General features: G+C 59.4%; 20 protein-coding genes, 2 rRNA genes and 1 pseudogene (1 of these 23 running past the window's edge). 10 read left to right on the forward strand and 13 right to left on the reverse strand.

The features are described 5' to 3' along the window. Positions 1–23 precede the first annotated feature (23 nt). Both fadB and ACVHNU_RS15670 read right to left on the reverse strand, forming a co-directional pair. Positions 24–2,171, reverse strand: coding sequence for a fatty acid oxidation complex subunit alpha FadB (gene fadB / locus ACVHNU_RS15665; protein ID WP_473017754.1), 2,148 nt, complete (start codon positions 2,169–2,171; stop codon positions 24–26). 526 nt (positions 2,172–2,697) lie between these two features. Continuing rightward, on the reverse strand, positions 2,698–3,135 hold the full coding sequence (locus ACVHNU_RS15670; protein ID WP_003226602.1) for a hypothetical protein: 438 nt from the start codon (positions 3,133–3,135) through the stop codon (positions 2,698–2,700). A gap of 104 nt (positions 3,136–3,239) precedes the next feature. On the opposite strand from ACVHNU_RS15670, the gene ACVHNU_RS15675 reads away from it, so the two are divergent. Further along, positions 3,240–3,677: a universal stress protein gene (locus ACVHNU_RS15675; protein WP_473017756.1), complete on the forward strand. Its 438-nt coding sequence runs from the start codon at positions 3,240–3,242 to the stop codon at positions 3,675–3,677. 173 nt (positions 3,678–3,850) lie between these two features. On the opposite strand, the gene ACVHNU_RS15680 is transcribed toward ACVHNU_RS15675, so the two are convergent. Further along, entirely contained in the window at positions 3,851–5,770 is a 1,920-nt protein-coding gene (locus tag ACVHNU_RS15680; protein WP_201136988.1) for an ATP-binding cassette domain-containing protein, read from the reverse strand. 214 nt (positions 5,771–5,984) lie between these two features. Here ACVHNU_RS15680 and ACVHNU_RS15685 point away from each other — a divergent pair, with 214 nt between their 5' ends. Beyond that, the gene (locus ACVHNU_RS15685; protein ID WP_262143425.1) at positions 5,985–7,913 is read left to right on the forward strand and encodes a transglycosylase SLT domain-containing protein; all 1,929 of its coding nucleotides are present in this window, start codon (positions 5,985–5,987) and stop codon (positions 7,911–7,913) included. An 84-nt stretch (positions 7,914–7,997) separates the two neighbouring features. On the opposite strand, the gene ACVHNU_RS15690 is transcribed toward ACVHNU_RS15685, so the two are convergent. Beyond that, complete coding sequence (locus tag ACVHNU_RS15690; RefSeq protein WP_103485798.1) at positions 7,998–9,776, reverse strand: ABC transporter transmembrane domain-containing protein; 1,779 nt, start codon at positions 9,774–9,776, stop codon at positions 7,998–8,000. Between the two features lie 256 nt (positions 9,777–10,032). Between ACVHNU_RS15690 and ACVHNU_RS15695 the strand changes: the two genes are divergently transcribed. Next, positions 10,033–10,212 carry a PA1571 family protein gene (locus ACVHNU_RS15695; protein ID WP_338802558.1) on the forward strand — a complete coding sequence of 60 codons (180 nt, stop codon included), beginning with the start codon at positions 10,033–10,035 and terminating at the stop codon, positions 10,210–10,212. A 168-nt stretch (positions 10,213–10,380) separates the two neighbouring features. Here ACVHNU_RS15695 and pdxB read toward each other — a convergent pair whose 3' ends face one another. Then, complete coding sequence (gene pdxB, locus ACVHNU_RS15700; RefSeq protein ID WP_473017758.1) at positions 10,381–11,523, reverse strand: 4-phosphoerythronate dehydrogenase PdxB; 1,143 nt, start codon at positions 11,521–11,523, stop codon at positions 10,381–10,383. A 225-nt stretch (positions 11,524–11,748) separates the two neighbouring features. On the opposite strand from pdxB, the gene ACVHNU_RS15705 reads away from it, so the two are divergent. Next, positions 11,749–13,158: an MATE family efflux transporter gene (locus tag ACVHNU_RS15705; RefSeq protein WP_003226614.1), complete on the forward strand. Its 1,410-nt coding sequence runs from the start codon at positions 11,749–11,751 to the stop codon at positions 13,156–13,158. A gap of 135 nt (positions 13,159–13,293) precedes the next feature. Here the strand turns inward: ACVHNU_RS15705 and tusA are convergent, their stop codons facing one another. Both tusA and rlmM read right to left on the reverse strand, forming a co-directional pair. Then, positions 13,294–13,545: a sulfurtransferase TusA gene (gene tusA / locus ACVHNU_RS15710; RefSeq protein WP_003226616.1), complete on the reverse strand. Its 252-nt coding sequence runs from the start codon at positions 13,543–13,545 to the stop codon at positions 13,294–13,296. Positions 13,546–13,722: 177 nt separating this feature from the next. Beyond that, positions 13,723–14,796 carry a 23S rRNA (cytidine(2498)-2'-O)-methyltransferase RlmM gene (gene rlmM, locus ACVHNU_RS15715; protein ID WP_262143428.1) on the reverse strand — a complete coding sequence of 358 codons (1,074 nt, stop codon included), beginning with the start codon at positions 14,794–14,796 and terminating at the stop codon, positions 13,723–13,725. Positions 14,797–15,018: 222 nt separating this feature from the next. On the opposite strand from rlmM, the gene acnA reads away from it, so the two are divergent. After that, positions 15,019–17,760 (forward strand): aconitate hydratase AcnA, encoded by a 2,742-nt coding sequence (gene acnA, locus ACVHNU_RS15720; protein WP_473017759.1) that lies wholly within the window; start codon positions 15,019–15,021, stop codon positions 17,758–17,760. Positions 17,761–18,121: 361 nt separating this feature from the next. Here acnA and ACVHNU_RS15725 read toward each other — a convergent pair whose 3' ends face one another. Together ACVHNU_RS15725 and ACVHNU_RS15730 are read right to left on the reverse strand one after the other, a co-directional pair. Further along, positions 18,122–18,970, reverse strand: a complete 849-nt coding sequence (locus ACVHNU_RS15725) for an aminoglycoside phosphotransferase family protein (RefSeq protein WP_473020077.1) — start codon at positions 18,968–18,970, stop codon at positions 18,122–18,124. Continuing rightward, a complete protein-coding gene (locus tag ACVHNU_RS15730) occupies positions 18,936–19,424 on the reverse strand; it encodes an SRPBCC family protein (protein WP_473017760.1) in 489 nt (162 codons plus the stop codon). Before ACVHNU_RS15730 ends, ACVHNU_RS15725 begins: the two co-directional genes overlap by 35 nt. A 185-nt stretch (positions 19,425–19,609) precedes the next feature. On the opposite strand from ACVHNU_RS15730, the gene ACVHNU_RS15735 reads away from it, so the two are divergent. Together ACVHNU_RS15735 and ACVHNU_RS15740 are read left to right on the forward strand one after the other, a co-directional pair. Next, positions 19,610–20,530, forward strand: coding sequence for an ADP-ribosylglycohydrolase family protein (locus tag ACVHNU_RS15735; protein WP_473017762.1), 921 nt, complete (start codon positions 19,610–19,612; stop codon positions 20,528–20,530). A gap of 56 nt (positions 20,531–20,586) precedes the next feature. Further along, entirely contained in the window at positions 20,587–20,991 is a 405-nt protein-coding gene (locus tag ACVHNU_RS15740; protein WP_103486292.1) for a lysozyme inhibitor LprI family protein, read from the forward strand. A 113-nt stretch (positions 20,992–21,104) separates the two neighbouring features. Here the strand turns inward: ACVHNU_RS15740 and ACVHNU_RS15745 are convergent. Next, positions 21,105–21,425 (reverse strand): annotated as a pseudogene (locus tag ACVHNU_RS15745) (hypothetical protein); the annotation flags it as partial. 256 nt (positions 21,426–21,681) lie between these two features. Here ACVHNU_RS15745 and ACVHNU_RS15750 point away from each other — a divergent pair. The 3 genes from ACVHNU_RS15750 (at position 21,682) to ACVHNU_RS15760 (ending at position 23,259) form a co-directional block, all read left to right on the forward strand. Next, entirely contained in the window at positions 21,682–22,287 is a 606-nt protein-coding gene (locus ACVHNU_RS15750) for a hypothetical protein (protein ID WP_473017763.1), read from the forward strand. 9 nt (positions 22,288–22,296) lie between these two features. Further along, positions 22,297–22,503 (forward strand): helix-turn-helix domain-containing protein, encoded by a 207-nt coding sequence (locus tag ACVHNU_RS15755; protein WP_003226632.1) that lies wholly within the window; start codon positions 22,297–22,299, stop codon positions 22,501–22,503. Between the two features lie 84 nt (positions 22,504–22,587). After that, positions 22,588–23,259, forward strand: a complete 672-nt coding sequence (locus ACVHNU_RS15760) for a hypothetical protein (protein WP_262143436.1) — start codon at positions 22,588–22,590, stop codon at positions 23,257–23,259. Between the two features lie 67 nt (positions 23,260–23,326). On the opposite strand, the gene mrdA is transcribed toward ACVHNU_RS15760, so the two are convergent. From mrdA to ACVHNU_RS15775, 3 genes are all read right to left on the reverse strand, one after another. Then, positions 23,327–25,219 carry a penicillin-binding protein 2 gene (gene mrdA / locus ACVHNU_RS15765; protein WP_103486294.1) on the reverse strand — a complete coding sequence of 631 codons (1,893 nt, stop codon included), beginning with the start codon at positions 25,217–25,219 and terminating at the stop codon, positions 23,327–23,329. 236 nt (positions 25,220–25,455) lie between these two features. Next, positions 25,456–25,571 (reverse strand): 5S ribosomal RNA (gene rrf, locus ACVHNU_RS15770). 155 nt (positions 25,572–25,726) lie between these two features. Beyond that, a 23S ribosomal RNA gene (locus ACVHNU_RS15775) occupies positions 25,727–25,956 on the reverse strand (it continues 2,662 nt past the right edge of the window).

A 25,956-nucleotide genomic window follows, 5' to 3' on the forward strand; every position in this document is an offset into this window, starting at 1 on the left:
ACTCTCACTCTAGTTGGGGGCGCTTAACCGAAGAAGCTCTGGCCGTTTTTGGCCATTTCGCGCAGCTTCGCGGTCGGGTGGTACAGCGCGCCCAAATCAGCGTACTGGTCAGCCAGGGCAACGAACTCGGCAACACCGATCGAATCGATGTAGCGCAGCGCACCGCCACGGAATGGAGGGAAACCGATACCGTAGACCAGACCCATGTCGGCTTCGGCGGCAGTTTCAACGATGCCGTCTTCCAGGCAGCGCACGGTTTCCAGGCACAGCGGGATCATCATCCAGTTGATGATGTCTTCGTCAGTGACTTCGCGCTGCTCATAAACGATCGGCTTGAGCACTTCGAGTACCGACGGATCGGCGACTTTCTTCTGCTTGCCTTTCTTGTCGGCCTCGTAGGCGTAGAAGCCCTTGCCGTTCTTCTGCCCCAGGCGTTTGGCTTCGTACAGCACGTCGATGGCCGAACGACGGTCATCCTTCATGCGATCCGGGAAACCTTCAGCCATCACGTCACGACCGTGGTGACCGGTGTCGATGCCGACCACGTCCATCAGGTACGCCGGGCCCATTGGCCAGCCGAATTTTTCCATGACCTTGTCGATGCGGACGAAGTCCACGCCGGCGCTGACCAGTTTGGCGAAGCCGCCGAAGTACGGGAACAGAACGCGGTTGACCAGGAAGCCCGGGCAGTCGTTGACGACGATCGGGTTCTTGCCCATTTTCTTGGCGTAGGCAACGGTGGTGGCAATCGCCAGCTCGCTGGACTGCTCGCCACGGATCACTTCCACCAGCGGCATCATGTGCACCGGGTTGAAGAAGTGCATGCCGACGAAGTTTTCCGGACGCTTGAGGGCCTTGGCCAGCAGGCTGATGGAAATGGTCGAGGTGTTGGACGCGAGGATGGTGTCCTCTTTGACCTTGTCTTCGACTTCAGCCAGTACCGCTTGCTTGACCTTCGGGTTCTCGACCACGGCTTCTACAACCAGGTCGACGTGACCGAAGTCGCCGTAAGACAGGGTCGGACGAATGCCATTGAGCACTTCAGCCATTTTCGCAGCAGTCATACGGCCTTTATCAACGCGGCCAACCAGCAGTTTGGCGGCTTCGGCCAGACCCTGCTCGATACCGTGCTCGTTGATGTCCTTCATCAGGATCGGCGTACCTTTGGAGGCCGACTGATAGGCGATGCCGCCACCCATGATGCCGGCGCCCAGTACGGCAGCCTGCTTCACGTCCTTGGCGATTTCGTCGTAGGCCTTGGCCTTTTTCTTCAGCTCCTGATCGTTCAGGAACAGACCGATCAAGCTCTGCGCGGCAGAGGTCTTGGCCAGTTTGACGAAACCTGCTGCTTCGACTTCCAGCGCCTTGTCACGACCGAAGTTCGCGGCTTTCTGGATAGTCTTGATCGCTTCGACCGGCGCCGGGTAGTTCGGGCCAGCCTGACCGGCCACGAAACCTTTGGCGGTTTCGAAAGCCATCATTTGTTCAATGGCGTTGAGCTTGAGCTTTTCCAGCTTCGGCTGACGCTTGGCCTTGTAATCGAACTCGCCGGAGATGGCGCGCTTGATCAGTTCAAGGGCAGCTTCCTGCAGCTTCTCTGGAGCAACCACGGCGTCGACGGCGCTGACTTTCAGCGCATCTTCAGGACGGTTTTCCTTGCCGGCGGCAATCCACTCGATGGCGTTATCAACGCCGATCAGACGTGGCAGACGCACGGTACCGCCGAAGCCCGGATAGATGCCCAGTTTGACTTCCGGCAGACCGATCTTGGCCTTGGTCGACATGACGCGGTAGTCCGCAGCCAGGCACATTTCCAGACCGCCACCCAGAGCGATGCCGTTGATCGCGGCCACGGTCGGAACGTTGAGGTCTTCGAAATCGCTGAAGATCTTGTTGGCTTCGAGATTGCCAGCAACCAGCTCGGCATCCGGCAGCTTGAAGTTGTCGACAAATTCGGTGATGTCGGCGCCGACGATGAATACGTCCTTGCCACTGCTGACGATCACGCCCTTGATCGAAGCATCTGCCTTGATGGTGTCCACGGCCTGACGCAGTTCGTTCAGGGTAAGACGGTTGAACTTGTTGACGGACTCACCCTTGAGGTCGAATTTCAATTCGACGATGCCACTTTCAAGAGCTTTAACCGTGATGGCTTTACCTTCGTAAATCATCAACTGATCTCCACGATATGGAAGCTGAACAGTACACGTCGGACGCAGGTAAATGGCTCGGCAGGACGCTTTTTCGTCGATGCTGACGCCAATCCACCCGGCACACCCGCCAACGCGATAGTCGGGATTCTGTAGGAGCAGTCTGTAAGACAAACGCTCAATTCATACGCCCGTTTGATTTGGGTACGTCACCTTCACGGAATTTCCAACAATTGTCAATCGCCCAAAATACGGGTGGAAATGCGACTTTGCGGTCACTTCCGTCGCACGCAGAGCTGCAATACGCCTCTGCATGCAAAGCCATTCATAGAATCAATAGTTAGAAAAGTCGCCCTAATTCGCAACGAGCGCTGTTTAAAAGGCTACGCTGGCTGGACTACAGGGATATCCGCTGACTGCAAAAAAGAATCAGCGACAAAAAACAGTTACCGGCCTGCCTGGCCACCCCGCCCGATGAATCATGTCGGGCTTTTTATTGCTCGTCTGCCGGACGCTCCCCACCCTTGCAGTGGGAAAAGTCCGCGAGTCATGCCAGTGCTTTCAGAGTCGCATCGATATCCTGCAGAACCGTGGCTTCGCCCTTCTCCCCCCAGTACAAAGCGATCATCTGCTTGTCGGCCTCGACCTTGAACACGTTGCCCGGCAACTTTTCGAAATGATTGAGCAACAATCGGTCTTCGCACACTTCCTGCCACTGATTGACCCACACGCCCGGCGATTTCTGCCAGTAGGTCCAGCACGCCGGCTGACTGCCACGCCGTGGCCGATGATATTGCGCACACGGGTTGGGCGGCTCCTGAGACAGCCAGTGCGGCCACTCCTGAGGCGCCAGCTGCATGGCCAGTCCGATGCGCCGAGCCTCCATGCGCAGGGCCATCCGGCCACTCTGCACGCGCGATGGGCGCAACCATGCCAGTGGACTCAGAACCACCAGCAGGATTGACACCACCAACCAGACCGTCATATCTCTACTCCCGACTTATAGGTGAGCGCATTGCGTCACTTTGGAACCAATGCGCTTGAAACCAGCCATACTTAACAATATTGAACCGTCACGAGGAGCACCTCATGCCCTACAACCATATCCTGGTCGCCGTAGACCTGACCGAAGAGTGCGACCCTGTGATCCACCGCGCCCGCGAGCTGTCAGCGAGCAACGGTGCCAAGCTGTCGCTGGTGCATATCGTCGAACCAATGGCGATGGCATTCGGCGGCGATGTGCCGATGGATCTGTCACAACTGCAACAACAGCAGTTCGATCAGGCCAAGCAACGCCTTGATACGCTCAAGCGCAAATACCCCGAGCTGGAAGGCGCCAATTGCCACCTGACCTACGGCCAGCCACGCCAGGAAATCCATCACTTCGCCAAGGAGCAACTGTGCGACCTGATCGTGGTCGGCAGCCATGGCCGCCATGGTCTGGCGCTGCTGCTCGGCTCCACCGCCAACGACGTGCTGCACGGCGCGCCTTGCGATGTGCTCGCAGTTCATCTGGTCAAACGCTGAAACACTGATCAGTGTGGGAGCGAGCCTGCTCGCGAAGGCGTCGGAACACTCAGCATTAATGCTGCCTGACACACCGCATTCGCGAGCAGGCTCGCTCCCACATTAGGTCTCCACCCGTATATGAAAGCCCGGCGCTCATCACTGAACGCCGGGCTTTTTCATGGCCGGATCAATCAGGCATCCAGCTCGGCCCAACGCTCCACCAGTGCATCCAGCTCAGCCTGCAACTGCTCCAGCGAAGCAATCACCTTGGCCGTTTCTGCCGGCGGACGCTGATAGAAGCCGGCTTCAGCCATTTCGGCTTCGACGGCCGCGATCTGCTGCTCCTTGGCATCGATGTCGCCCGGCAATGCTTCCAGCTCTCGCTGCAGCTTGTAGCTCAGCTTTTTCTTGGCCGCCGGTGCCGCAGCAGGTACGGCCACCGGTGCAGGCTCAGCGGTGACCACCGCCGAGTTGAGGTCAGCCTTGCCCGACTTGCTCTCGGTCACGCCCAGCAGGCGCGGCGAGCCGCCCTGACGGATCCAGTCCTGATAGCCACCGACGTATTCACGCACCTTGCCTTCACCTTCGAAGACCAGGGTGCTGGTGACCACGTTGTCGAGGAATGCCCGGTCGTGACTGACCATCAGCACAGTGCCGTTGAAGGTCAGCAGCACTTCTTCGAGCAGTTCGAGGGTTTCCACGTCGAGGTCGTTGGTCGGTTCGTCGAGTACCAGCAGGTTCGCCGGTTTGCTGAACAGTTTGGCCAGCAGCAAGCGCGCGCGCTCACCACCGGACAGCGCCTTGACCGGCGTGCGGGCACGCTGCGGACTGAACAGAAAGTCGCCGAGGTAGCTCAGGACGTGGCGGCTCTGGCCGTCGATATCGATGAAGTCGCGACCTTCGGCGACGTTGTCGATCACGGTCTTTTCCAGATCCAGCTGATGGCGCAACTGGTCGAAGTAGGCCACGTCGATGCGCGTACCCTCCTCCACTTTGCCGCTGGTCGGTTGCAGACCGTTAAGCATCAGTTTGAGCAAGGTGGTCTTGCCGGTACCGTTGGCGCCGAGCAGGCCGATACGGTCGCCGCGCTGCAGGACCATCGAGAAGTCCTTGATCAGGTACGGACCGTCCGGGTGATGGAAGCTGACATTTTCCAGCACCATCACTTGCTTGCCGGACTTGTCGGCGGTTTCCAGCTGGATGTTCGCCTTGCCGGTACGCTCGCGACGCTCGCTGCGCTCAACACGCAGGGCTTTCAGCGCGCGAACGCGACCTTCGTTACGGGTACGACGGGCCTTGATGCCCTGACGGATCCACACTTCTTCCTGAGCAAGGCGCTTGTCGAACAGCGCGTTGGCAGTTTCTTCCGCGGCCAGCGCAGCTTCTTTGTGCACGAGGAAGCTGGCGTAGTCGCCGTTCCAGTCGATCAGGCCGCCGCGATCCAGTTCGAGGATGCGCGTGGCGAGGTTCTGCAGGAAAGAACGGTCGTGCGTGATGAACAGCACGGCGCCCTGGAAATCCTTCAGCGCTTCTTCGAGCCAGGCAATCGCACCGATGTCCAGGTGGTTGGTCGGTTCGTCGAGCAGCAGCAGATCCGGTTCCGAGACCAGCGCCTGCGCCAGCAGCACGCGACGGCGCCAGCCGCCGGACAACTCGGCGAGGGTCTTGTCGGCCGGCAGTTGCAGGCGGCTCAGGGTGCTGTCGACCAGGGTCTGCAAGCGCCAGCCGTCACGGGCTTCAAGGTCGTGCTGAACGTGCATCAACTTGTCCAGATCGGCGTCGGTGACGATGTTCTGGCTCAGGTGATGGTATTCGGCGAGCAAGGCGCCAACGCCGTCGAGGCCTTCGGCAACCACGTCGAATACGGTCCGCTCGTCGGCCACCGGCAATTCTTGCGGCAATTCGCCGATTTTCAGACCGGGGGCACGCCACACCGAGCCGTCATCGGGCTTCTGGTCGCCCTTGACCAGTTTCATCATGCTGGACTTGCCAGTGCCATTGCGGCCGATGATGCACACCCGCTCACCACGGGCGATCTGCCAGGACACCTTGTCCAACAACGGCATCGCGCCGAATGCAAGGGACACATCGCTGAATTTGAGCAGGGTCATGAGCTTCTCCAAAAACCGGGCGCGCATTCTACCTGAGTTAGGCCCTCAGCAGGCCGGCAATTTGTCTGCTGAAGCACTCTGCACAACATTTGTTGCGAACTTGTGCTGCGAGACCCGCAAAGCTTTCGCCGCTCGCTGGCAAAAGGCTAAGCTACAGACAATTCAGTGCTGATCGAGGTCGGCACTTGTCATGATTTCTCTGCCCGGATGTCTCATGCGCAGTCGCCTTTTCAGTGTCTTGTCCTGTTTGCTACTCACCGCCGCTGCCGCTCAATCCGCCCAGGCGGTGGATCTGTCCACCCAACGCCAGTATTACGATGAAGCCAAGCGCGCACTGGCCAAGGGCGATACCGGCCCATACTTCCGCTACAGCCAGGCCCTGGCCGATTATCCGCTGGAACCGTACCTGGCCTACGACGAACTGACCGCGCGCCTGAAGACCGCCAGTAACGAGGAAATCGAGAAGTTCCTCGCCGAACACGGTGACCTGCCACAGGCCAACTGGATGAAACTGCGCTGGTTGCGCTGGCTCGCCGACCGTGGCGACTGGGCGACTTTCGTCAAGTATTACGACCCGAAACTCAATTTCACCGAACTGGACTGCCTCAACGCGCAGTACCAGATCAGCAGCGGCCACAAGGCCGAGGGTTACGCCAACGCCGACAAGCTGTGGCTGACCGGTAAATCGCAACCGGCAGCCTGTGACGGGCTGTTCGGGATCTGGGCTGCCGATGGCCAGTTGACCGAACAGAAACGCTGGGAGCGCACCAAACTCGCCGCTCAGGCGCGTAACTATCCATTGGCGAACAGCCTGGTCAACGGCCTGACCACCCTCGCCCCGCGCGGCCGTCTGCTGGTCGATGTGGCGCAAAAACCTGAACTGCTCAATCAGCCTTCGCGCTTCACCCCGAACGACGAGCCGATGTCCGACATTGTCAGCCTCGGCCTGCGTCGCCTCGCCCGTCAGGATCCGGACAGGGCCATGGCCCTGCTTGACGGTTACGCCAGCAGCATGCATTTCTCCCGTGACGAGAAGGTCGCGATTGCCCGGGAAATCGGTCTGACCCTGGCCCGGCGTTTCGACAGCCGCGCGCTGGACGTGATGACTCAATACGATCCCGAGCTGCGTGACAACACCGTTTCCGAATGGCGCCTGCGTCTACTGTTGCGCCTGGCACGCTGGGACGATGCCTATCAATTGACCCGTCGCCTGCCACAGGATCTGGCGACCACCAACCGCTGGCGCTACTGGCAGGCACGCAGCCTGGAACTGGCGCAACCGCAGAACCCGGAAGCGCAGACCCTGTACAAGAATCTGGCCAAGGAACGCGATTTCTACGGTTTCCTCGCCGCCGACCGTTCGCAATCGCCTTATTCGCTAATGAACAAGCCGCTTGTGCTCAGCCAGGCCACCATCAACAAGGTGCGCAATACACCGGGCATACGCCGTGCTCTGGAATTCCATGCCCGTGGGCAGATCGTCGACGGGCGTCGCGAGTGGTATCACGTCAGCCGCCATTTCAATCGTGACGAAATGGTCGCCCAGGCCAAACTGGCCTACGACCTGAAATGGTACTTCCCGGCGATCCGCACCATCAGCCAGGCGCAGTACTGGGACGACCTGGACATCCGCTTCCCGATGGCCCACCGCGACACGCTGGTGCGTGAAGCCAAGGTTCGCGGGTTGCATTCGAGCTGGGTGTTCGCCATCACCCGTCAGGAAAGCGCCTTCATGGACGATGCCCGCTCCGGCGTCGGCGCCAGCGGTCTGATGCAGTTGATGCCCGGCACCGCCAAGGAAACCGCACGCAAGTTCAGCATCCCGCTGGCCTCGCCACAGCAAGTGCTTGATCCTGATAAAAACATCCAGCTCGGCGCCGCTTACCTGAGTCAGGTGCACAGCCAGTTCAACGGCAACCGCGTGCTCGCCTCCGCCGCCTACAACGCCGGCCCCGGCCGCGTGCGTCAGTGGCTGCGCGGCGCCGATCACCTGAGCTTCGACGTGTGGGTGGAAAGCATCCCGTTCGACGAAACCCGTCAGTACGTGCAGAACGTGCTGTCGTACTCGGTGATCTACGGCCAGAAACTCAATTCGCCGCAGCCGCTGGTGGATTGGCATGAGCGGTATTTCGACGACCAATGATCGGTGCTGATTACCTGAAATGAAAAATGCCCGCATCAATCGATGCGGGCATTTTTTTGTCGTCAGCAAAGGCCTGCGCCAGTTCTAAACCGCCACGGCGTGCCCATCATTGAACTGCAGCGCCGCCAACCGCGCATACAGCGGATTGCTCACGATCAGCTCCTGATGGGTACCGATCGCTACCAACTGGCCCTGATCCATCACGGCGATCCGGTCGGCGTTTTTCACCGTGGCCAGTCGATGTGCGATCACCAGCGTGGTGCGGTTTTGCATCAGGCTGGGCAAGGCTTCCTGAATCAGATGTTCGCTTTGCGCATCGAGGGCGCTGGTGGCTTCGTCCAGCAGCAGAATCGGCGCATCCACCAGCAGCGCGCGGGCAATCGCCAGGCGTTGACGCTGGCCGCCGGAAAGGCCGAGGCCGGCGTCCCCCAGATGGGTCTGATAGCCGTTGGGCATCTTCTCGATGAAGTCATGAGCATGGGCAATTCTTGCCGCTTCCTTGACCTGCTCCAGTGTCGCGCCAGCATTGCCGTAACGAATATTCTCTTCGACGCTGCCGAAAAACAGCGCGGGCGATTGCGAGACCAGGGCGAAATTGCGGCGCAGGTCCAGCGGGTCGAGGCTGGTCAGCGGCACGCCGTCGATCAGGATCCGGCCTTCAATCGGGTCGTAGAAGCGCAACAGCAAGTCATACACCGTGGATTTACCGGCACCGGATGGGCCGACAAGGGCCAGGGTCTCGCCGGCCCTGATGGTCAGGCTCAAGCCGTTGACGGCGTAGCTGTCCGGACGCGACGGGTAGGAAAAGTGCACATTCTGCAATTGCAGTTCGCCCTTGATCCGTTCTGGCAACGTCACCAGCCCGATGGTCGGTGGCTGGATGATGTTTTTTGAACTGAGCAATTCAGCGATCCGCTCGGCGGCACCCGCCGCACGTTGCAGCTCACCGATCACCTCGCTCAACGTGCCGATCGCACTGCCGACGATCAGGCTGTAGAAGACGAAAGCCGCCAGTTCGCCACCGGTGATGCGCCCGGCAATCACGTCCATGCCACCGACCCACAACATCACCGCCACCGCGCCCAGCACCAGCACGATCACCACAGTGATCATCCAGGAACGCTGAAAAATCCGTTTGCGCGCCGTGTCGAATGCGTCCTCGACCGTCGTGGCGAAACGCCGCTCGTCCTGCACCTGGTGGTTGTAGGCCTGCACGGTCTTGATCTGGCCGAGGGTCTCGGAGACATAGCTGCCGATGTCGGCGACCCGGTCCTGGCTCAGCCGCGACAGATTGCGCACGCGCCGACCGAAAATCAGAATCGGGGCGACTACGAACGGCAAGGCAATCACGACGATGCTGGTGAGTTTCGGGTTGGTGACGAACAGCAGGACCACCCCGCCGATCACCATCAACAGGTTGCGCAGAAACATCGACAGTGACGAGCCGATCACCGATTGCAGCAATGTGGTGTCGGCAGTCAGCCGTGACTGAATCTCCGAACTGCGGTTGTTCTCGTAAAAACCGGGATGCAGATACACCAGATGGTTGAACACTTCGCGCCGGATATCCGCCACACAACGCTCGCCGATCCACGACACCCAGTAAAACCGCGCAAATGTGCCGACCGCCAGGCCCAGTACCATCAGCATGAAGATCCCAATGCTCTGGTTCAGCTGGTGCGGCGACTGGGTCATGAAGCCCCGATCGACCAGCAATTTGATCCCCTGCCCCATCGACAAAGTGACGGCCGCGGTGACGATCAACGCCAGCAGCGCAGCGCAGACTTGCCAACGATAAGGCGCCAGAAATCGGCTGGTCAGACTCAGCGCGCGACGGTGCCGGGAAGAAAGCTTCGAGATCATTCAGGTACACATCCGTGTTGGTGAAAGGGCTAGCCTAAACCTTCTATGGGGCGGAACTCTGTAAATCACAATGAGTCAGGTTAAATATGCCCCCAAAGACTAGGCCATAGTTGCTATTGGTCTAATGTCCCGGTTGAGACGAGCGGTCATTTCTGTTGGAGTGGAGATGCCGCTTTTGACAGACCCAAAGGTGTTGTCACAGCCTGGTCACGTGGCGGTTTTAATCTACGTGCACAACCTGATGAGGAGACAGGCCATGTCCTTGCAACACAGCAGCGATGACAAGATTCAAGTGATCCGCACCAAGCCCGGCCAACCTCTGGGTTGCTCGATTATTGATAAGGACGGGCGTGAAGTACCGATCACTGAAGACATGATCCAGCAAGCATGCCGCGAACTGGAGAAGCGATTGGTCAAGCCTGCCGAACAAAAGTGATATAGCCACCGTCTTCCTGACCCGGCCCCTGTTTGGCCGGGTTTTTTCTGCCTGCCGTTCTGTTCTGTTCTGTTCTGTGTAGGAGCTGCCGAAGGCTGCGATCTTTTGACTTTGTTTTTCAAAGGCAAGATCAAAAGATCGCAGCCTTCGGCAGCTCCTACAGGGTTTTCAGACAGCAACTGCTCCCAGCGCCGCCACAATCTTTTGCAACTGCGGCGAATTCCCGTCGACCCGCACCTTCAGCCCTTCAATCTCGCGTCGCACCGGATACTGCTTGCGCAATACATCGAACGCCGCACGCTGTTCAGCGACATTGCCTACAAGACTGCGGCGAAAATCCGCGTCATCGCGGCGTGGGTCGTACACCCCGCGGCACAACATCGCCAGCGCCCAGGCCGGATCGCTGTCGGCGTGCAGGGTCACTTCTGACAGCCACGGTGCCGGCAACAGGTCACTGAGCTGGATACTCGGCGGCTGACCGATAAACTCGCAATAAGCCTGATAGATCTGCGCCGTACCGCGCTGCTTGCCATCAAGGCTGTAGCCGGCGATGTGCGGCGTGGCCAGCACGCAGAGTTCGGCGAGGGCCACATCGACTTCAGGCTCGGCTTCCCAAACGTCGAGCACTGCTTGCAGGTCTTCGCGCGCCAGCAGCACTTTGCGCAGCGCGGCATTATCCACCACCGGACCACGAGCGGCGTTGATCAGCCAGGTACCGGGTTTGAGCTGTTGCAAACGCTGCTCATCAAACAGGTGCCAGGTCGCGCCTTCGCCGGTACGGGTCAGCGGCGTGTGCAGGCTGATCACGTCGCACTGCTCGATGATCTGCTCCAGGCTGACGTAATCGCCGCCCTCGGCCGCCTGACGCGGCGGGTCGCAGACTTTGACATTCCAGCCCAGTCCCTTGAGGACCTTGATCAACCGGCCGCCGACTTCACCGGCACCGATGACGCCGTAAGTACGTTGTGGCAGATCGACGCCTTCAATTTCCGCCAAAGTCATCAGGCTGCCGAGTACATAATCGACCACGCCCCGCGCATTGCAACCGGGTGCGCTGGACCAGGTGATGCCGGCCTCGTTGAAATAATCGAGATCCAGATGATCGGTGCCGATAGTGCACGTGCCGACGAAACGCACCTTGCTGCCTTCGAGCAGCGCGCGATTGACGTTGGTCACCGAGCGCACCAGCAGCACGTCGGCCTGCTCGACCGTCGCACGGTCGATGGAGCGGCCCGGGACCCGGCGGATCTCGCCGAAACCGGCAAAAAAGGCATCGAGCAGCGGGATATTTTCGTCGGCAACAATCAGCATGGCGGGCTCCTTGGGGGGATCGGCAGTTTAGGTGCTGATCCACCGTTGAGCCAGCGCAGACTGCACGGTGGCGAGGGCGCTTCGCTTCCCGACGGGAGCAAGCTGCCTCGCCACAGTGGATGGCCTTGATGATTACAAATCCGCAACAGAGGATTTTTCCTGACTGTCACGTCAGCGGCGTAGAATGCGGCGCCTTGCGCATCAACACCTGTGGACGCTTTGCCTGTGAATTCTGTTACTGATCAACCTCTCGCTGCCTCACTCACCCGCCCCGCGCGAATTCGCCTGGAGTTCAGGAACCTGCTCGCCCTGGCGTTGCCGATCATCATCGCGCAACTGGCGACCACCGCCATGGGCTTCGTCGATGCCGTGATGGCCGGCCGCGTCGGGCCACGTGATCTGGCGGCGGTGGCACTGGGCAACTCGATCTGGGTCCCGGTTTTTCTGTTGATGACCGGCACCCTGCTGGCCACCACACCGAAAGTCGCCCAGCGTTTCGGCGCCGGCACCCACAGTGAAATCGGCCCGATCGTCCGTCAGGCGTTGTGGCTGGCGCTGGTGGTGGGGTTGATCGCGACTTGCATGCTGGTCGCCGCCGAACCGGTGCTGCACCTGATGAAAGTCGATCCCGAGCTGATCGGCCCATGCATGCAATACCTGCACGGCATTGCCAGCGGCCTGCCGGCGGTGGCGTTCTATCATGTGCTGCGCTGCACCAGTGACGGCATCGGTCGCACCCGTCCGGCGATGGTGCTGGGCCTGTGCGGTCTGGCGCTGAACATTCCGCTGAACTACATCTTCATCTATGGCCACTTCGGCGTACCGGCCATGGGTGGCGTCGGCTGCGGCTGGGCCACGGCGATCGTGATGTGGGTCATGGCGCTGGGGCTGGCCGGTTACGAGCGCTGGGCGCCAGCTTATCGTTCGAGCGAGATCTTCAGCCGTTTCGACTGGCCACAATGGGCGGTGATCAAGCGTTTGCTGGCGATCGGTCTGCCGATTGGCATCGCGGTGTTTGCCGAGTCGAGCATCTTCGCCGTGATCGCCCTGCTGATCGGCAGCCTCGGCGCGACGGTGGTGGCCGGGCACCAGATTGCGCTGAACGTCAGCTCGCTGGTGTTCATGATTCCGTATTCGCTGGGCATGGCGGTGACCGTGCGTGTCGGCCAGGCGCTGGGCCGTGAAGAACCGCGTGAGGCACGCTTCGCCGCCGGCGTCGGCATGGGCACTGCGTTGGCCTACGCCTGTCTGTCGGCGAGCATGATGCTGTTGCTGCGCGAGCCGATTGCGGCGATCTACACCGCCGACCCGACGGTGATTCATATCGCGGCGATGCTGATTGTGTATTCAGCGCTGTTCCAGTTTTCCGACGCAATCCAGGTGACGGCTGCCGGCGCCCTGCGCGGTTATCAGGACACCCGGGTGACGATGATCCTGACGCTGTTCGCCTACTGGGGCATCGGCCTGCCGGTGGGTTACGCCCTCGGCCTGACCGACTGGCTCGGCGAGCCGCGTGGCCCGAGCGGCTTGTGGCAGGGTTTGATCGTTGGTCTGAGCTGCGCGGCGTTCATGCTGTCGATTCGCCTGACGCGCAGTGCGCGCAAGCGTATTCGGATGAGTCGCAGCGCGGGTTAAACCAATAACACAGTACAAAAAAGTGGGAGCGGGCTTGCTCGCGAGAGCGGTGTTTCAGTCGACATTTACAGTGACTGACACACCGCTTTCGCGAGCAAGCCCGCTCCCACATTGGGTTTTGCGTGTGCCTGAGGGTCAGGCTTGTTTCTTGCGGATCCAGTACAGATAAGTACCAGCCTCTTCGTGCTGGCCCACCAGTTCGTGGTCGAGGAACACGCAGAACTTGGGAATGTCGCGACGGGTCGAGGGATCGGTGGCGATCACCTTGAGCAGGCCGCCAGGCACCAGGTCACGGATGTGCTGGTGCAGCATCATCACCGGTTCCGGGCAATTGAGACCGGTGGCGTCGAGGGTGCCGTCGACCGGCGTGTCGATCATTTCACTCATGATTCACTCCTGAAACTGGCCGGCATTGTCGCGCATGCCGGGTGCTCAGTCATCTGTAGCGAGGGGATTTATCCCCGATGGGTCGCGAAGCGGCCCCAAAGACTGGGGATGCGCTACATCCCATCGGGGATAAATCCCCTCACCACAGAGATCATTCCCACGGGGTTTAGTGGTGACTTAGCGGGACTTGGCTTTTTTGATGTCATGCCGACGCAGGTGGCAGGTCACTTCCTCGCGGTCGTGATACAGCTGCTTGCAGCCAATATCGACCTTGATCCCGCGCGCCTTGAAGCCATCGGCGATGCGCTCGAGCAGGCGCTTCACTTCGGCATAGCGCTGTTTCATCGGCAACTTGAGGTTGACCACCGCTTCGCGGCAATGCCCCTCGCCGATCCACTCTTCGAGCATCGCCGCGTTACGCGCCGGCTTCTCGACGATGTCGCAGACCATCCAGTCCACCGGTTGCTTGGGCTTGAAGGTGAAGCCGTCGGCCATCAAGTGCTGTACCAGCCCGGTGTCCATCAGGCTCTCGGCCATCGGGCCGTTGTCGATCGCGGTGACCAGCATGCCGCGGTTGACCAGTTGCCAGGTCCAGCCGCCCGGAGCGGCGCCGAGGTCGACGCCGGTCATGTCGCTGTGCAGGCGCTCGTCCCACTGATCACGCGGGATGAAGTGGTGCCAGGCCTCTTCCAGCTTCAACGTCGAACGACTTGGTGCCTCGCGCGGAAACTTCAGGCGCGGAATGCCCATCGGCCACATCGCCGAGTTGCCGGCATCGGCCATGCCGAGAAACACTTCGCGACCACTCTTGAAGGTCAGCAGCAGGCGCGGTTTGTTCGCGTCGTCCACCAATTTGCCGGCGCCGGTCAGTGCCTTGCGCAGCGGGCCTTCGAATTTCTTGCAGAAGTTCGACAGCTCTTTACCGTCGTTGGTGTCGACCACTTCCAGCCACAGGCTGCCGCAGACCGGGAAGTCCGCCATGTGCTCAAGGATCACACTGATGCGGTCGGTTTCCGGCAGGTCGATGAAGACGCCACGCGCCCATTGCCGCGGGAAAATCAGCTCGGCGAAGCGTTGGCCGCGCATCAGACGCTCGGCACCGTCTTCTTCGGTGCAGACAAACTCGGCGTAAGCGGTGGCCGGTTTGGCCTTGGCGTAACCGGCCACGTTGAGTTGGGCGGCGAGGTCGGAAATCTCCGAACAGACTTCGCCTTCGAAGCCTGGCCGGCAATGCATGAATAGGGTGTTCATTCTTACTCCTGGGCAGAGGGCGGACATTCGGCCCCTGCGCGCTGCTCAAGCCTTGCGGTGAAGCAAAGCCTGTCACGAAAACCGGCGCATGATAGCCGATGTCGGAACCTTGGTTCCGTCAATAGAGTCCAGTTATTAGCCAGCTACTGAAAACAGGGCTACGTTGATAGCTCTGCCCGTCCCCTCAGTCCGTAGCCGTGCGGACTCAAAGGAGTGATCGTAATGCCGTCCCTCGATAGCCTGAAAACCCTTAAAACCTTGAAAGTAGACGAAAAAACCTACCACTATTTCAGCCTGCCGGATGCCGCGAAAAGCCTGGGCAATATCGACCAGTTGCCGATGTCGCTGAAAGTCCTGCTGGAAAACCTGCTGCGCTGGGAAGATGAAAAAACTGTCACCGGTGCCGACCTCAAGGCCATTGCCGCGTGGCTCAAGGAGCGTCGCTCCGACCGGGAAATCCAGTACCGCCCGGCCCGGGTATTGATGCAAGACTTTACCGGTGTACCCGCCGTGGTCGACCTCGCCGCCATGCGCGCGGCGATGGCCAAGGCCGGCGGCGACCCGCAGCGGATCAACCCGTTGTCGCCGGTGGACCTGGTGATCGACCACTCGGTGATGGTCGACAAATTCGCCACTCCAAGCGCCTTCGAACAGAACGTCGACATCGAAATGCAGCGTAACGGCGAACGCTACGCCTTTCTGCGTTGGGGCCAGAGTGCCTTCGACAACTTCAGCGTGGTACCGCCGGGCACCGGGATCTGCCACCAGGTCAACCTCGAATACCTCGGGCGCACGGTGTGGACCAAGGATGAGGACGGCCGCACCTATGCGTTCCCCGACACCCTGGTCGGCACCGACTCCCACACCACCATGATCAATGGCCTCGGCGTACTCGGCTGGGGCGTTGGCGGGATCGAGGCGGAAGCCGCGATGCTCGGCCAACCGGTGTCAATGCTGATTCCGGAAGTGATCGGTTTCAAACTCACCGGCAAGCTCAAGGAAGGCATCACCGCCACCGACCTGGTGCTGACCGTCACGCAGATGCTGCGCAAGAAAGGTGTGGTCGGCAAATTCGTCGAATTCTACGGTGATGGCCTCGCCGATCTGCCACTGGCCGACCGCGCGACTATCGCCAACATGGCCCCGGAATACGGCGCGACCTGCGGCTTCTTCCCGGTCGATGACGTCACCCTGGAATACCTGCGCCTGTCCGGTCGCCCGGCCGAAGTGGTGAAACTGGTCGAGGCCTACACCAAGGCTCAGGGCCTGTGGCGCCTGCCCGGCCAGGAACCGGTGTTCACCGACAGCCTGGCGCTGGACATGGGCAGCGTCGAAGCCAGCCTCGCCGGGCCGAAACGCCCACAGGACCGGGTCTCCCTGCCGAATGTGGCGCAGGCCTTCAGTGATTTCATGGACCTGCAATTCAAGCCCACCAGCAAGGAAGAAGGTCGCCTGGAAAGCGAGGGTGGTGGTGGCGTGGCCGTGGGCAACGCCGATCTGATCGGCGAAACCGAGTACGAATACGAAGGCCACACCTACCGCTTGAAAAACGGCGCAGTGGTGATCGCCGCGATCACCTCGTGCACCAACACCTCGAACCCGAGCGTGATGATGGCGGCCGGTCTGCTGGCGAAAAAAGCCGTGGAGAAAGGCCTGACCCGCAAGCCGTGGGTGAAGAGTTCGCTGGCACCCGGCTCGAAAGTGGTCACCGACTACTACAAGGCTGCGGGGCTGACGCAATACCTTGATCAACTCGGGTTCTCGCTGGTCGGTTATGGCTGCACCACCTGTATCGGCAACTCCGGGCCGTTGCCGGAGCCGATCGAAAAAGCCATTCAGAAAGCCGACCTCACCGTGGCGTCGGTGCTGTCCGGCAACCGCAACTTCGAAGGCCGGGTGCATCCGCTGGTCAAGACCAACTGGCTGGCCTCGCCACCGCTGGTGGTCGCCTACGCCCTGGCCGGCAGCGTACGCACCGACATCAGCAGCGAGCCGCTGGGTAACGACCAGCAAGGCAATCCGGTGTACCTGCGGGATATCTGGCCGAGCAGCAAGGAAATCGCCGACGCGGTCAGCCAGGTCAACACCGCGATGTTCCACAAGGAATACGCCGAAGTATTTGCCGGCGACGAGCAATGGCAGGCGATCGAGGTGCCGCAAGCCGCCACCTATGTGTGGCAGGACGATTCGACCTACATCCAGCATCCACCGTTTTTCGACGACATTTCCGGCCCGTTGCCGGTGATCACTGACGTCAAAGGCGCGCGGGTTCTGGCGCTGCTGGGCGATTCGGTGACCACCGACCACATCTCCCCTGCCGGCAACATCAAGGCTGACAGCCCGGCCGGGCGCTATCTGCGCGAGAAAGGCGTGGAGCCGCGGGACTTCAACTCCTACGGCTCACGGCGCGGCAACCACGAAGTGATGATGCGCGGCACGTTCGCCAACATCCGCATTCGTAACGAGATGCTTGGCGGCGAAGAAGGTGGCAACACGATCTACATCCCGAGCGGCGAGAAAATGCCGATTTACGATGCGGCCATGCTGTATCAGGCCTCGGGCACGCCGCTGGTGGTGATCGCCGGTCAGGAGTACGGCACCGGCTCCAGCCGTGACTGGGCAGCAAAAGGCACCAACCTGCTGGGAGTCAAAGCGGTTATCGCTGAAAGCTTCGAGCGCATCCACCGTTCCAACCTGGTGGGCATGGGCGTGTTGCCGCTGCAGTTCAAGCTCGATCAGAACCGCAAGAGCCTTAACCTCACCGGCAAGGAAACCCTGGATATTCAGGGCCTGACCGGCGTCGACCTGACGCCCCGCATGAACCTGACGTTGGTGATCACCCGTGAAGACGGGCGGCAGGAGAAAATCGAAGTGCTGTGCCGCATCGATACATTGAATGAGGTGGAGTACTTCAAATCGGGCGGCATCCTGCACTACGTGCTGCGGCAGCTGATTGCCTCTTGATTGCTTGATTCCTGTGGTGAGGGGATTCATCCCTGATGGACTGCGCAGCAGGCCCTTTTTGGGGTCGCTTCGCTACCCATCGGGGATAAATCCCCTCGCTACAGGTGCCCGACACAAGCCTTCAGCACTTTTCTCCAGGCGAAAAAAAACCCGCCGAAGCGGGTTTTTCCCAAGACCATTATCGACTCCCTGTCGGCAGCGATCCTTGCTAATGGTCGATCATCCGTGATCCTGAAACACTCCCTGTGTCTCAGTTGATGGGTGTAGATTACGCCGTGGATCCAATCGGCGATAGTCGCAAAAGCTACCAACGCGTGTAAGACATTCGCTATACAGGCACTTCCGAAAACCCTTAGTCCGTTCAGGCATCCAGCAGGCAAGCCGCGATTCGCGCGATCTCTAGCTGCCCGGCGGCCTGCTGCTGCGCGTCGTCTTCGAGAAACCACGCCGCGGACAACCCGGCGAACGCCAGCACCCACTGCAGCAAGCGTCGGCGATCAAGCCCGGAAGCCTCGACAATCACTTCGAGCTGACGGCGCAAACGCTGCGGCTCGCCAGCGGTCGGCAGATCCGGATTGCAGATCAGGTTCGCGTAGTCATAACCACGCTCGCCACGGACCCGTTTGGGATCAATCGCCAGCCAGCCGTGTGCAGCGAAATCGAGAACGTTGTCGTGGTGCATGTCACCGTGCAGCACCACCACGTCCTGCGGATCTGCGAGCAAAGCTTCTGCCGCTTGCAGGCTCAGGGCATAGGTCCCGCCATGTTCGGCCGCGGCCGCGGCCACGCGCAGCGAGGCGAACCACGGCGTCAGCTCTACCAGCGGCGGTGGCGGCGTCGAACGCGGCGCATGCAAGCGCGCCAGTGTCGCGCACATGATCCGCGTGGCCTCGTCGTCTTCACCGTTGAGCGCCATGTGCATCAGCGAACGCCGGCCCATGGCCCGTTCCAGCAACAAACCTTCCTCGTGATGGGCCAGCACTCGCGCGGCGCCGTCACCGTCCCACCAGGTCATCAGCTGATTGCCGAATCGCTCGTCGGTATCCAGCGCAACCTTGAGCATCGCCGGCGTGTCGCCGAAACGTACCGGTAACAGGCGGCTGCCCGGGGTAATGATCGGTTCACCGTCCGGTACCAGCGCCCAGCATTGCAACCAGGGTGCGAAAATCGCGCCGTCAGTCACCCTCACGTTCCCGGAACTTGGCGCCATCGACGAGAAATTTTTCAAGTCGACTCAGTTGTTCCTCCCAGCCTCGGCTATCCATGTAGTACGCCTCCTTTTGGCGCACGTCGGGAATATGCGCAAAACCGGTCTCAGACACCTTGAGCAAGGTACCGTCCTCGTAATCCTGCAGGTCGAACTTGACCAGCGTCGTCGGTTCCTGGGAATAGTCGATGCTCGGGTTGACCGCGTAGGGGTGCCAGCGAAATGAAAACAGCTGCTGCGGCTCGACCCGCTCGACCAACACGTTCCACAACACGTGTTCATAACCGGGATAGGTGACCTGCCCTTGCGTCCATTCCCCGGCAATGAACCGCCTGCCCTCCAGCGCCACGCCAAACCACTGGCCAAACGCCTCGGCATCGACCAGTGCGCGCCAGACATAGGAACGCGGCGCCTTCAGCTTGATTTTGCGTTCGAAACTATTGGGTACCGGTTTCATAAGTCACCTCCTGTTCTGAACAGTAGGCTCGTATGACCACATGTCCAACCTGAAGTTGTATCAAAGCAGCGCAACTGTGCAGCATGGGGAAACATTCGGCGGCATTTCCGCTGGTTGAATCGAGCGCTCTCCGCCGATGAACCTGTTACCTTTTCCTGCGAAATGGAAACAAACAAGGACGAACCATGCAGCCATCCCTCTCCGAACGTTATCGCGGCGCTCTGCTCGGCCTTGCCTGTGGCGATGCTGTCGGGACCACGGTGGAATTCAAGCCACGGGGCTCATTCCAGCCACTGACGGACATGGTCGGTGGCGGCCCCTTTCACTTGAAGCCAGGGCAATGGACGGATGACACTTCGATGGCGCTGTGCCTGGCAGAAAGTCTGCTGAGCAAAAACACCTTCGATGCGGCTGACCAGATGGGGCGCTATCTGAACTGGTGGAAATGGGGCTATCTCAGCTCCACCGGTGATTGTTTCGATATCGGCATGACGGTCAGCCAGGCGCTGTCGCAGTATCAACAAACCGGTCAGCCCTTTGCGGGATCTACCAACCCTTTTACCGCCGGCAACGGTTCACTGATGCGCCTGGTGCCGGTGGTGCTGTTTTACTTTCCTGATGCCCCGCTGATCCGCCAGTTCGCCATCGACAGTTCGCGGACAACCCATGCAGCCCCCGAAGCCATCGAATGCTGTCAGTTGTTTGCCGAACTGATCAGCAAAGCGCTGCTTGGCGCCTCCAAAATAGAGTTGCGCAAACTGCCGGACTCAACCTTCTCTCAACCGAAAGTCGCAGCCATCGCTCGAGGCGATTACCTCGCGAAGTCGGCGAGAGAAATCCGTGGCAGCGGCTACAGTGTCGAGTCACTGGAAGCGGCGCTGTGGTGTTTTCACCGCACCGACAGTTTTTCATCGGCGATTCTGCAAGCCGCCAATCTTGGCGATGACGCCGACACCACTGCCGCTATCGTTGGTCAGGTGGCCGGCGCTTATTACGGCGTTCGGGCGATTCCCACCCACTGGCTGGAAATGCTCCATGACGGCGAGGAGATTGCGGCCACCGCAGATCGCCTGCTCGAAGCATCCCGGCTACGCGTACCTGAATAGAAGCCCCAGAGCCGCTAAACTGCTCGGTACTTCCATCTGAAACAGTGAGAACCCCCATGTCCCCACGCCTGCTGCTGGCCCTGACGCCCTTTCTGTTCACGCCCCTCGCCCATGCCGCCGTCGACTGTGCCAATGCCAACGATCAGGCCACCATGAACCAGTGTGCCGGGCAGGAATTCAAGACTGCCGACAAGGAACTGAATGCGGTTTATCAGCAAATCACCGCCCGTTTGAAAGACAACGCCGACGCCAAAAAGCTGTTGGTGAGTGCGCAGCGGGCGTGGATCGGGTTTCGCGATGCCGAATGCAAGTTTTCGGCATCCGGAGTCGCGGGCGGCAGTGTTTATCCGCTGATTTACAGCAATTGCCTGACGGGTGTCACCAAAGTGCGGGTCGAGGCGTTGAAGCAGTATTTGAAGTGTGAAGAAGGCGACATGAGTTGCCCGGTACCGGGGGCCTGACCTTGTAGTGGTTTCGAGGGCCTCTGCGCGAGCAAGCCCGCGCCCACATTTGAAATACACTCCGATTGTGGGCGCGGGCTTGCTTGCGAAGGCGTCAGCACAGGCGCCACCCATTAGCGGACAAACACCTGCGCCGTCGTAATCGCCATATCCCCACCCGGCAACTTGATGCTCCCCGTCTGCTTCATGGTCTCGGCATCAAAAATCGCCACATCGTTGAACGTCCCGGCCAGATAGATCTTGCTGCCATCCTTATTGAACGAAATGCAGTAGTAGGAATGCTCCGGAGTCGCGGCCTGCAGCAGCTTCTTCTGCTTGATGTCGTACTTGGCCAAGCGATTGAGCACGCCGAACATCAGGTTCGGTTCTTTCGGCGAACGCATGCCGCTGAAGTAGATTTCAGTCAGCGGGCCGAAGTCAGTGGTTTCGGTCTCATCAAGCGCTCCGCAGCGGTCCGCTTTGCGCTTTTTTGATTCCAACGCCCTGTGCGTTAACGTCAGGACGATGGCAAGCACCACGGGGCGATTGGGGGAATGCGGCTGGCGGATCGTCTTCTTATCAACGTTTCGAGCAGCAATGCGATGCTGACCGCAGAAAAGGCAGTCGCAGAAATAAATCAAAATAAATTATTGTAATTAGATAATTAATCATCGAACATTCGCTACCCAACTGAAACAACCAGGAATTTTCATGAGTACTCACAACAACGGACTGGCGCTGCAGCGCATGCATTGGATCGGGCTGCTGGCAGCGATACTTGTCTGGGTTCTGGGTGTAACGGAGGTCGGCGGCAACACTACGATCTGGATCTTCAAAAAGGATGAAATGCTGGCAAGCCTGCTCTATGCGTTCGCTGAAGGCTCACCACAATTGCTTGACCCGTTTGTCGAAGGCGCACTGCTCGATCCCGCCACCTGGCTGTCGTCATTCGCCACTGCGCTGATCGTTGTCCTGGACTTCCTGCCCGTTGTTCTGTCGGCGTACACGTTATGGCTGACAGGGTTATTTTTCCTGCGCTTGTCGCGCGGCGAAACCTGGACCGACCGCAATATCGGGGTCCTGTGGCGAGTGGGGGTACTGTGCATCGTTTCTCCGGCCGCCTATCCGCTGGTAGAGACCCTGCAAGGTCTTGCCTTGTCGATAGATCTGCCGCCGGGGGATCGCATTTTTCAGTTCTCTATCGGCCTGCCATCCTCTTCTGCCTACGAAATTATCAAAGGCGTATTGCTGTGTTCGTTTTCAATTATCATGCGCGATGCAAAAGTGCTCAGCGATGAGCAAAGTCAATACATATAGAACAATATAATGACCATTATCGTCCGCCTTGATGTTGTTATGGCCACTCAAAAAATTCGCTCGAAAGAGCTGGCCGCCCTGCTCGGGATCACCGAGGCCAATCTGTCATTGCTGAAAAACGGCAAAGTCAAAGGCGTGAAAATGGCAACCCTCGACAAGCTCTGCGCGGCGCTCGATTGCCAACCGGGCGATCTGCTGGAATATCAGAAAGACTAGGACTTTCCCCTGACGGCGAGTTGTTTACCGCCAGTCGCAATCGTTTAACTCTCATTCAATCCTTAGTTTCAAGGCGGCTATTTCATGTCCCGTTATTTGTCATGCGCGCTGTTATTGCTGACAGCGTCACTCAGCGGCTGCGCCACACAATTGGACGTAGCGCTCAACGCGATACCTGATCCGGACTATCAGTTCGACCGCAAGGCAACAGTACTTGTGACCTCGGCAAGCGCCACTGCTGAAAATGCATTGAATGCTCGCTACTATCTTCGCGATATGGTGAATGCGTTGAAAGACCGGGGATTCCAGGAGGTTTATACCGACGCTGATCTGCCCAGAAACCATGCTCCGGTGAAAATGACCATCACCCTCGATATCGGCAGCCGGCAAGTGTCCTACCGTTACACCGCCACCGATTATGGGCAAGTCGTAACCAGCACTTCGACGGTGTGCAAAAACATCAAGAAGAAAGACGATCGGCTGGCCTGCACCAGTACCCCAAACACTACATATGGTCCGGTGGGTACCTCGGAGCGAATCGGTTACACCACTCTCAGCACATTCGTTGCCACCGCCCGGGATGAAGTGAGCAAGCGTACCGTCTACCTGCTTCGGGCTTCGTCCTATAACGACGACTGCCAAGCCGCCAAGGTCGAAACCTTTCTGGTGGAACAAGGCCTGCAGAACCTGAGTTTCGAGGATCGCGTGCAGCGCAACTATACCGTGACGATGCCCGAGGGTTACCGCTGCAAGTAATACGTTTCCGTGGGCGTCTCCCGGCTTTGCTCAGCGTGCGCGAGCCTGTGCCGGGAGACGTCTCAGGTTAAACGTGCGGATCACCCGGCGGCTTGGCAGGCGCAGCGTATTGCGGCTTGAGGTGGCCGTCCTGATCCAATAGCCAGGCGTCCATGATCTGCCGCACCACCGGACCGGCGACGCGACCACCAGCCTCGCCGTTTTCGATCATTACCGAGATGGCGATCTTCGGGTGCTCCGCCGGAGCGAAGCCGACGAACAAGGCGTTGTCGCGATGGCGTTCGAGGGTTTTCTCACGGTTGTAGCGCTCGCCCTGCTTGATCGCCACCACTTGCGCGGTACCACTCTTGCCCGCAATACGGTACTGCGCACCCACCGCTGCAGCACGAGCGATCCCCCGGGCATCGTGCATCACCATCTGCATGCCGTGGTTGACCTGATCCCAGTCACGCGGGTTCTTCAGCAGGATGTTGGGCATCGGATGCTCGTCAACCGGCGCCACACCATCGACTGTCTTCGCCAGGTGCGGTCGGTTCCATACGCCTTTGTTGGCGATCAGTGCGGTGGCCTGAGCCAGTTGCAGCGGCGTGACCTGCATGTAGCCCTGACCGATGCCGAGAATTACCGTTTCCCCCGGGAACCAGGCTTGGCGGCGTGTTGCGCGTTTCCAGGCCTGAGACGGCATCAAACCGGGCGACTCTTCGAACATATCCAGCGAGACTTTTTCGCCAAGGCCAAACATTGCCATGTAGTCGTGCAGGCGATCGATGCCGAGCTTGTGCGCCAGATCGTAGAAGTAGGTGTCATTGGAACGCATGATCGCCGCGTCCATGTCCACCCAGCCATCGCCGCTGTGGTTCCAGTTGCGGTACTTGTGATCAAAGTCGGGGAGTTGGTAGTAACCCGGGTCGAAAACGCGGGTTTGCGGGGTCACGACGCCGGCATCGAGACCGGCAATCGCCACTTCCGGCTTGATGGTCGAGCCTGGCGCATACAGGCCGCGCAGCACGCGGTTGAACAGCGGTCGGTCGATGGAGTCGCGTAGCGCCGAATACTCCTTGGAGCTGATGCCGGTGACGAACAGATTCGGGTCGAAACTCGGGTTGCTGACCATGGCCAGCACCTCACCGGTGGACGGATCAAGTGCCACCACCGAACCACGACGATCCCCCAGTGCCGCTTCGGCAGCTTCCTGCAGCTTGACGTCGAGACTGAGCACGATGTTTTTGCCAGGGACCGGATCGGTGTGCTTGAGCACCCGCAACACTCGGCCCTGGGCGTTGGTCTCAACTTCTTCATAGCCTACGTGGCCGTGCAGCTGGGCTTCGTAAAAGCGCTCGATGCCGGTTTTGCCGATGGATTGGGTGCCGCGATACTCCACTGAGTCGAGGGTTTTGGACTCTTTCTCGTTGATCCGGCCAACGTAGCCGATTGAATGCGCGAAGTGCGGCCCCAGCGGGTAATGCCGCACGAACTGCGGCTCGACATCGAGGCCCGGCAAACGGAACTCGTTGACTGCCAACACGGCGATCTGTTCTTCCGTCAGTTCATAGAACAGTGTCACCGGGGTAAATGGATGACGGGACTGCTTCATTGCCTTATCGAAAACCGTGCGATCTTCAGCGGGCAGATGCAGGAGATTGATCACCTCGTCCAGCTCCTGATTGACATCAGTGGCGCGTTCGCGGGTGATCACCAGGTTGTAACTGGGTCGGTTATCAGCGAGCAGCACGCCATTGCGGTCGTAGATCAAGCCTCTTGTCGGCGGGATCGGCAAAATGTGCACGCGGTTGTTTTCGGAGATGGTCGAGTGGTAGTCGTACTCAACCACTTGCAGGATGTACAGGCGCACCACCAGCGCGCAGCTGATAGCAAAGACGAAGAGAGCGCAGGCGATCAACCGTTTATTGACCAACCGCTTCTCTTTCTCGTGATCCTTGATGGGAATGGGTTCAGGCATTTCTACAGCGACTCTTTGACATAATTTGAGTGCCGATCCATGGGCATGACATCAGTCCGTTAAAAAACGAGCTGCACCATACCAAAAACCGAGTGGTCACTTCAGAAGGATTTTGCCCAACGGCAGTCCTGGCGACGGTTGGAGCGCGCGTATCGTGTGATTCTGGCGATCAAACCACTTTCCTGCGGGCAAAACAAAACCCCAACTGCTTTCGCAATTGGGGTTTCGGAATTTAATCTTGACGATGACCTACTCTCACATGGGGAAACCCCACACTACCATCGGCGATGCATCGTTTCACTTCTGAGTTCGGGATGGGATCAGGTGGTTCCAACGCTCTATGGTCGTCAAGAAATTCGGGTACTGACTCGCGACCTGTTGGCCTCGCTTCAGCAAATCGGGTATGTGATACAGGTGTCTTGTGAGCATCGCGAACTTTCGGTTCATTGCGTCTTCACACACCGCAATCTGATGCTCTCTCGAGTAGTCAAATTGCTTGGGTGTTATATGGTCAAGCCTCACGGGCAATTAGTATTGGTTAGCTCAACGCCTCACAGCGCTTACACACCCAACCTATCAACGTCGTAGTCTTCGACGGCCCTTTAGGGAACTCAAGGTTCCAGTGAGATCTCATCTTGAGGCAAGTTTCCCGCTTAGATGCTTTCAGCGGTTATCTTTCCCGAACATAGCTACCCGGCAATGCCACTGGCGTGACAACCGGAACACCAGAGGTTCGT

The organism is Pseudomonas sp. Ors-4-3C (assembly GCF_055755035.1).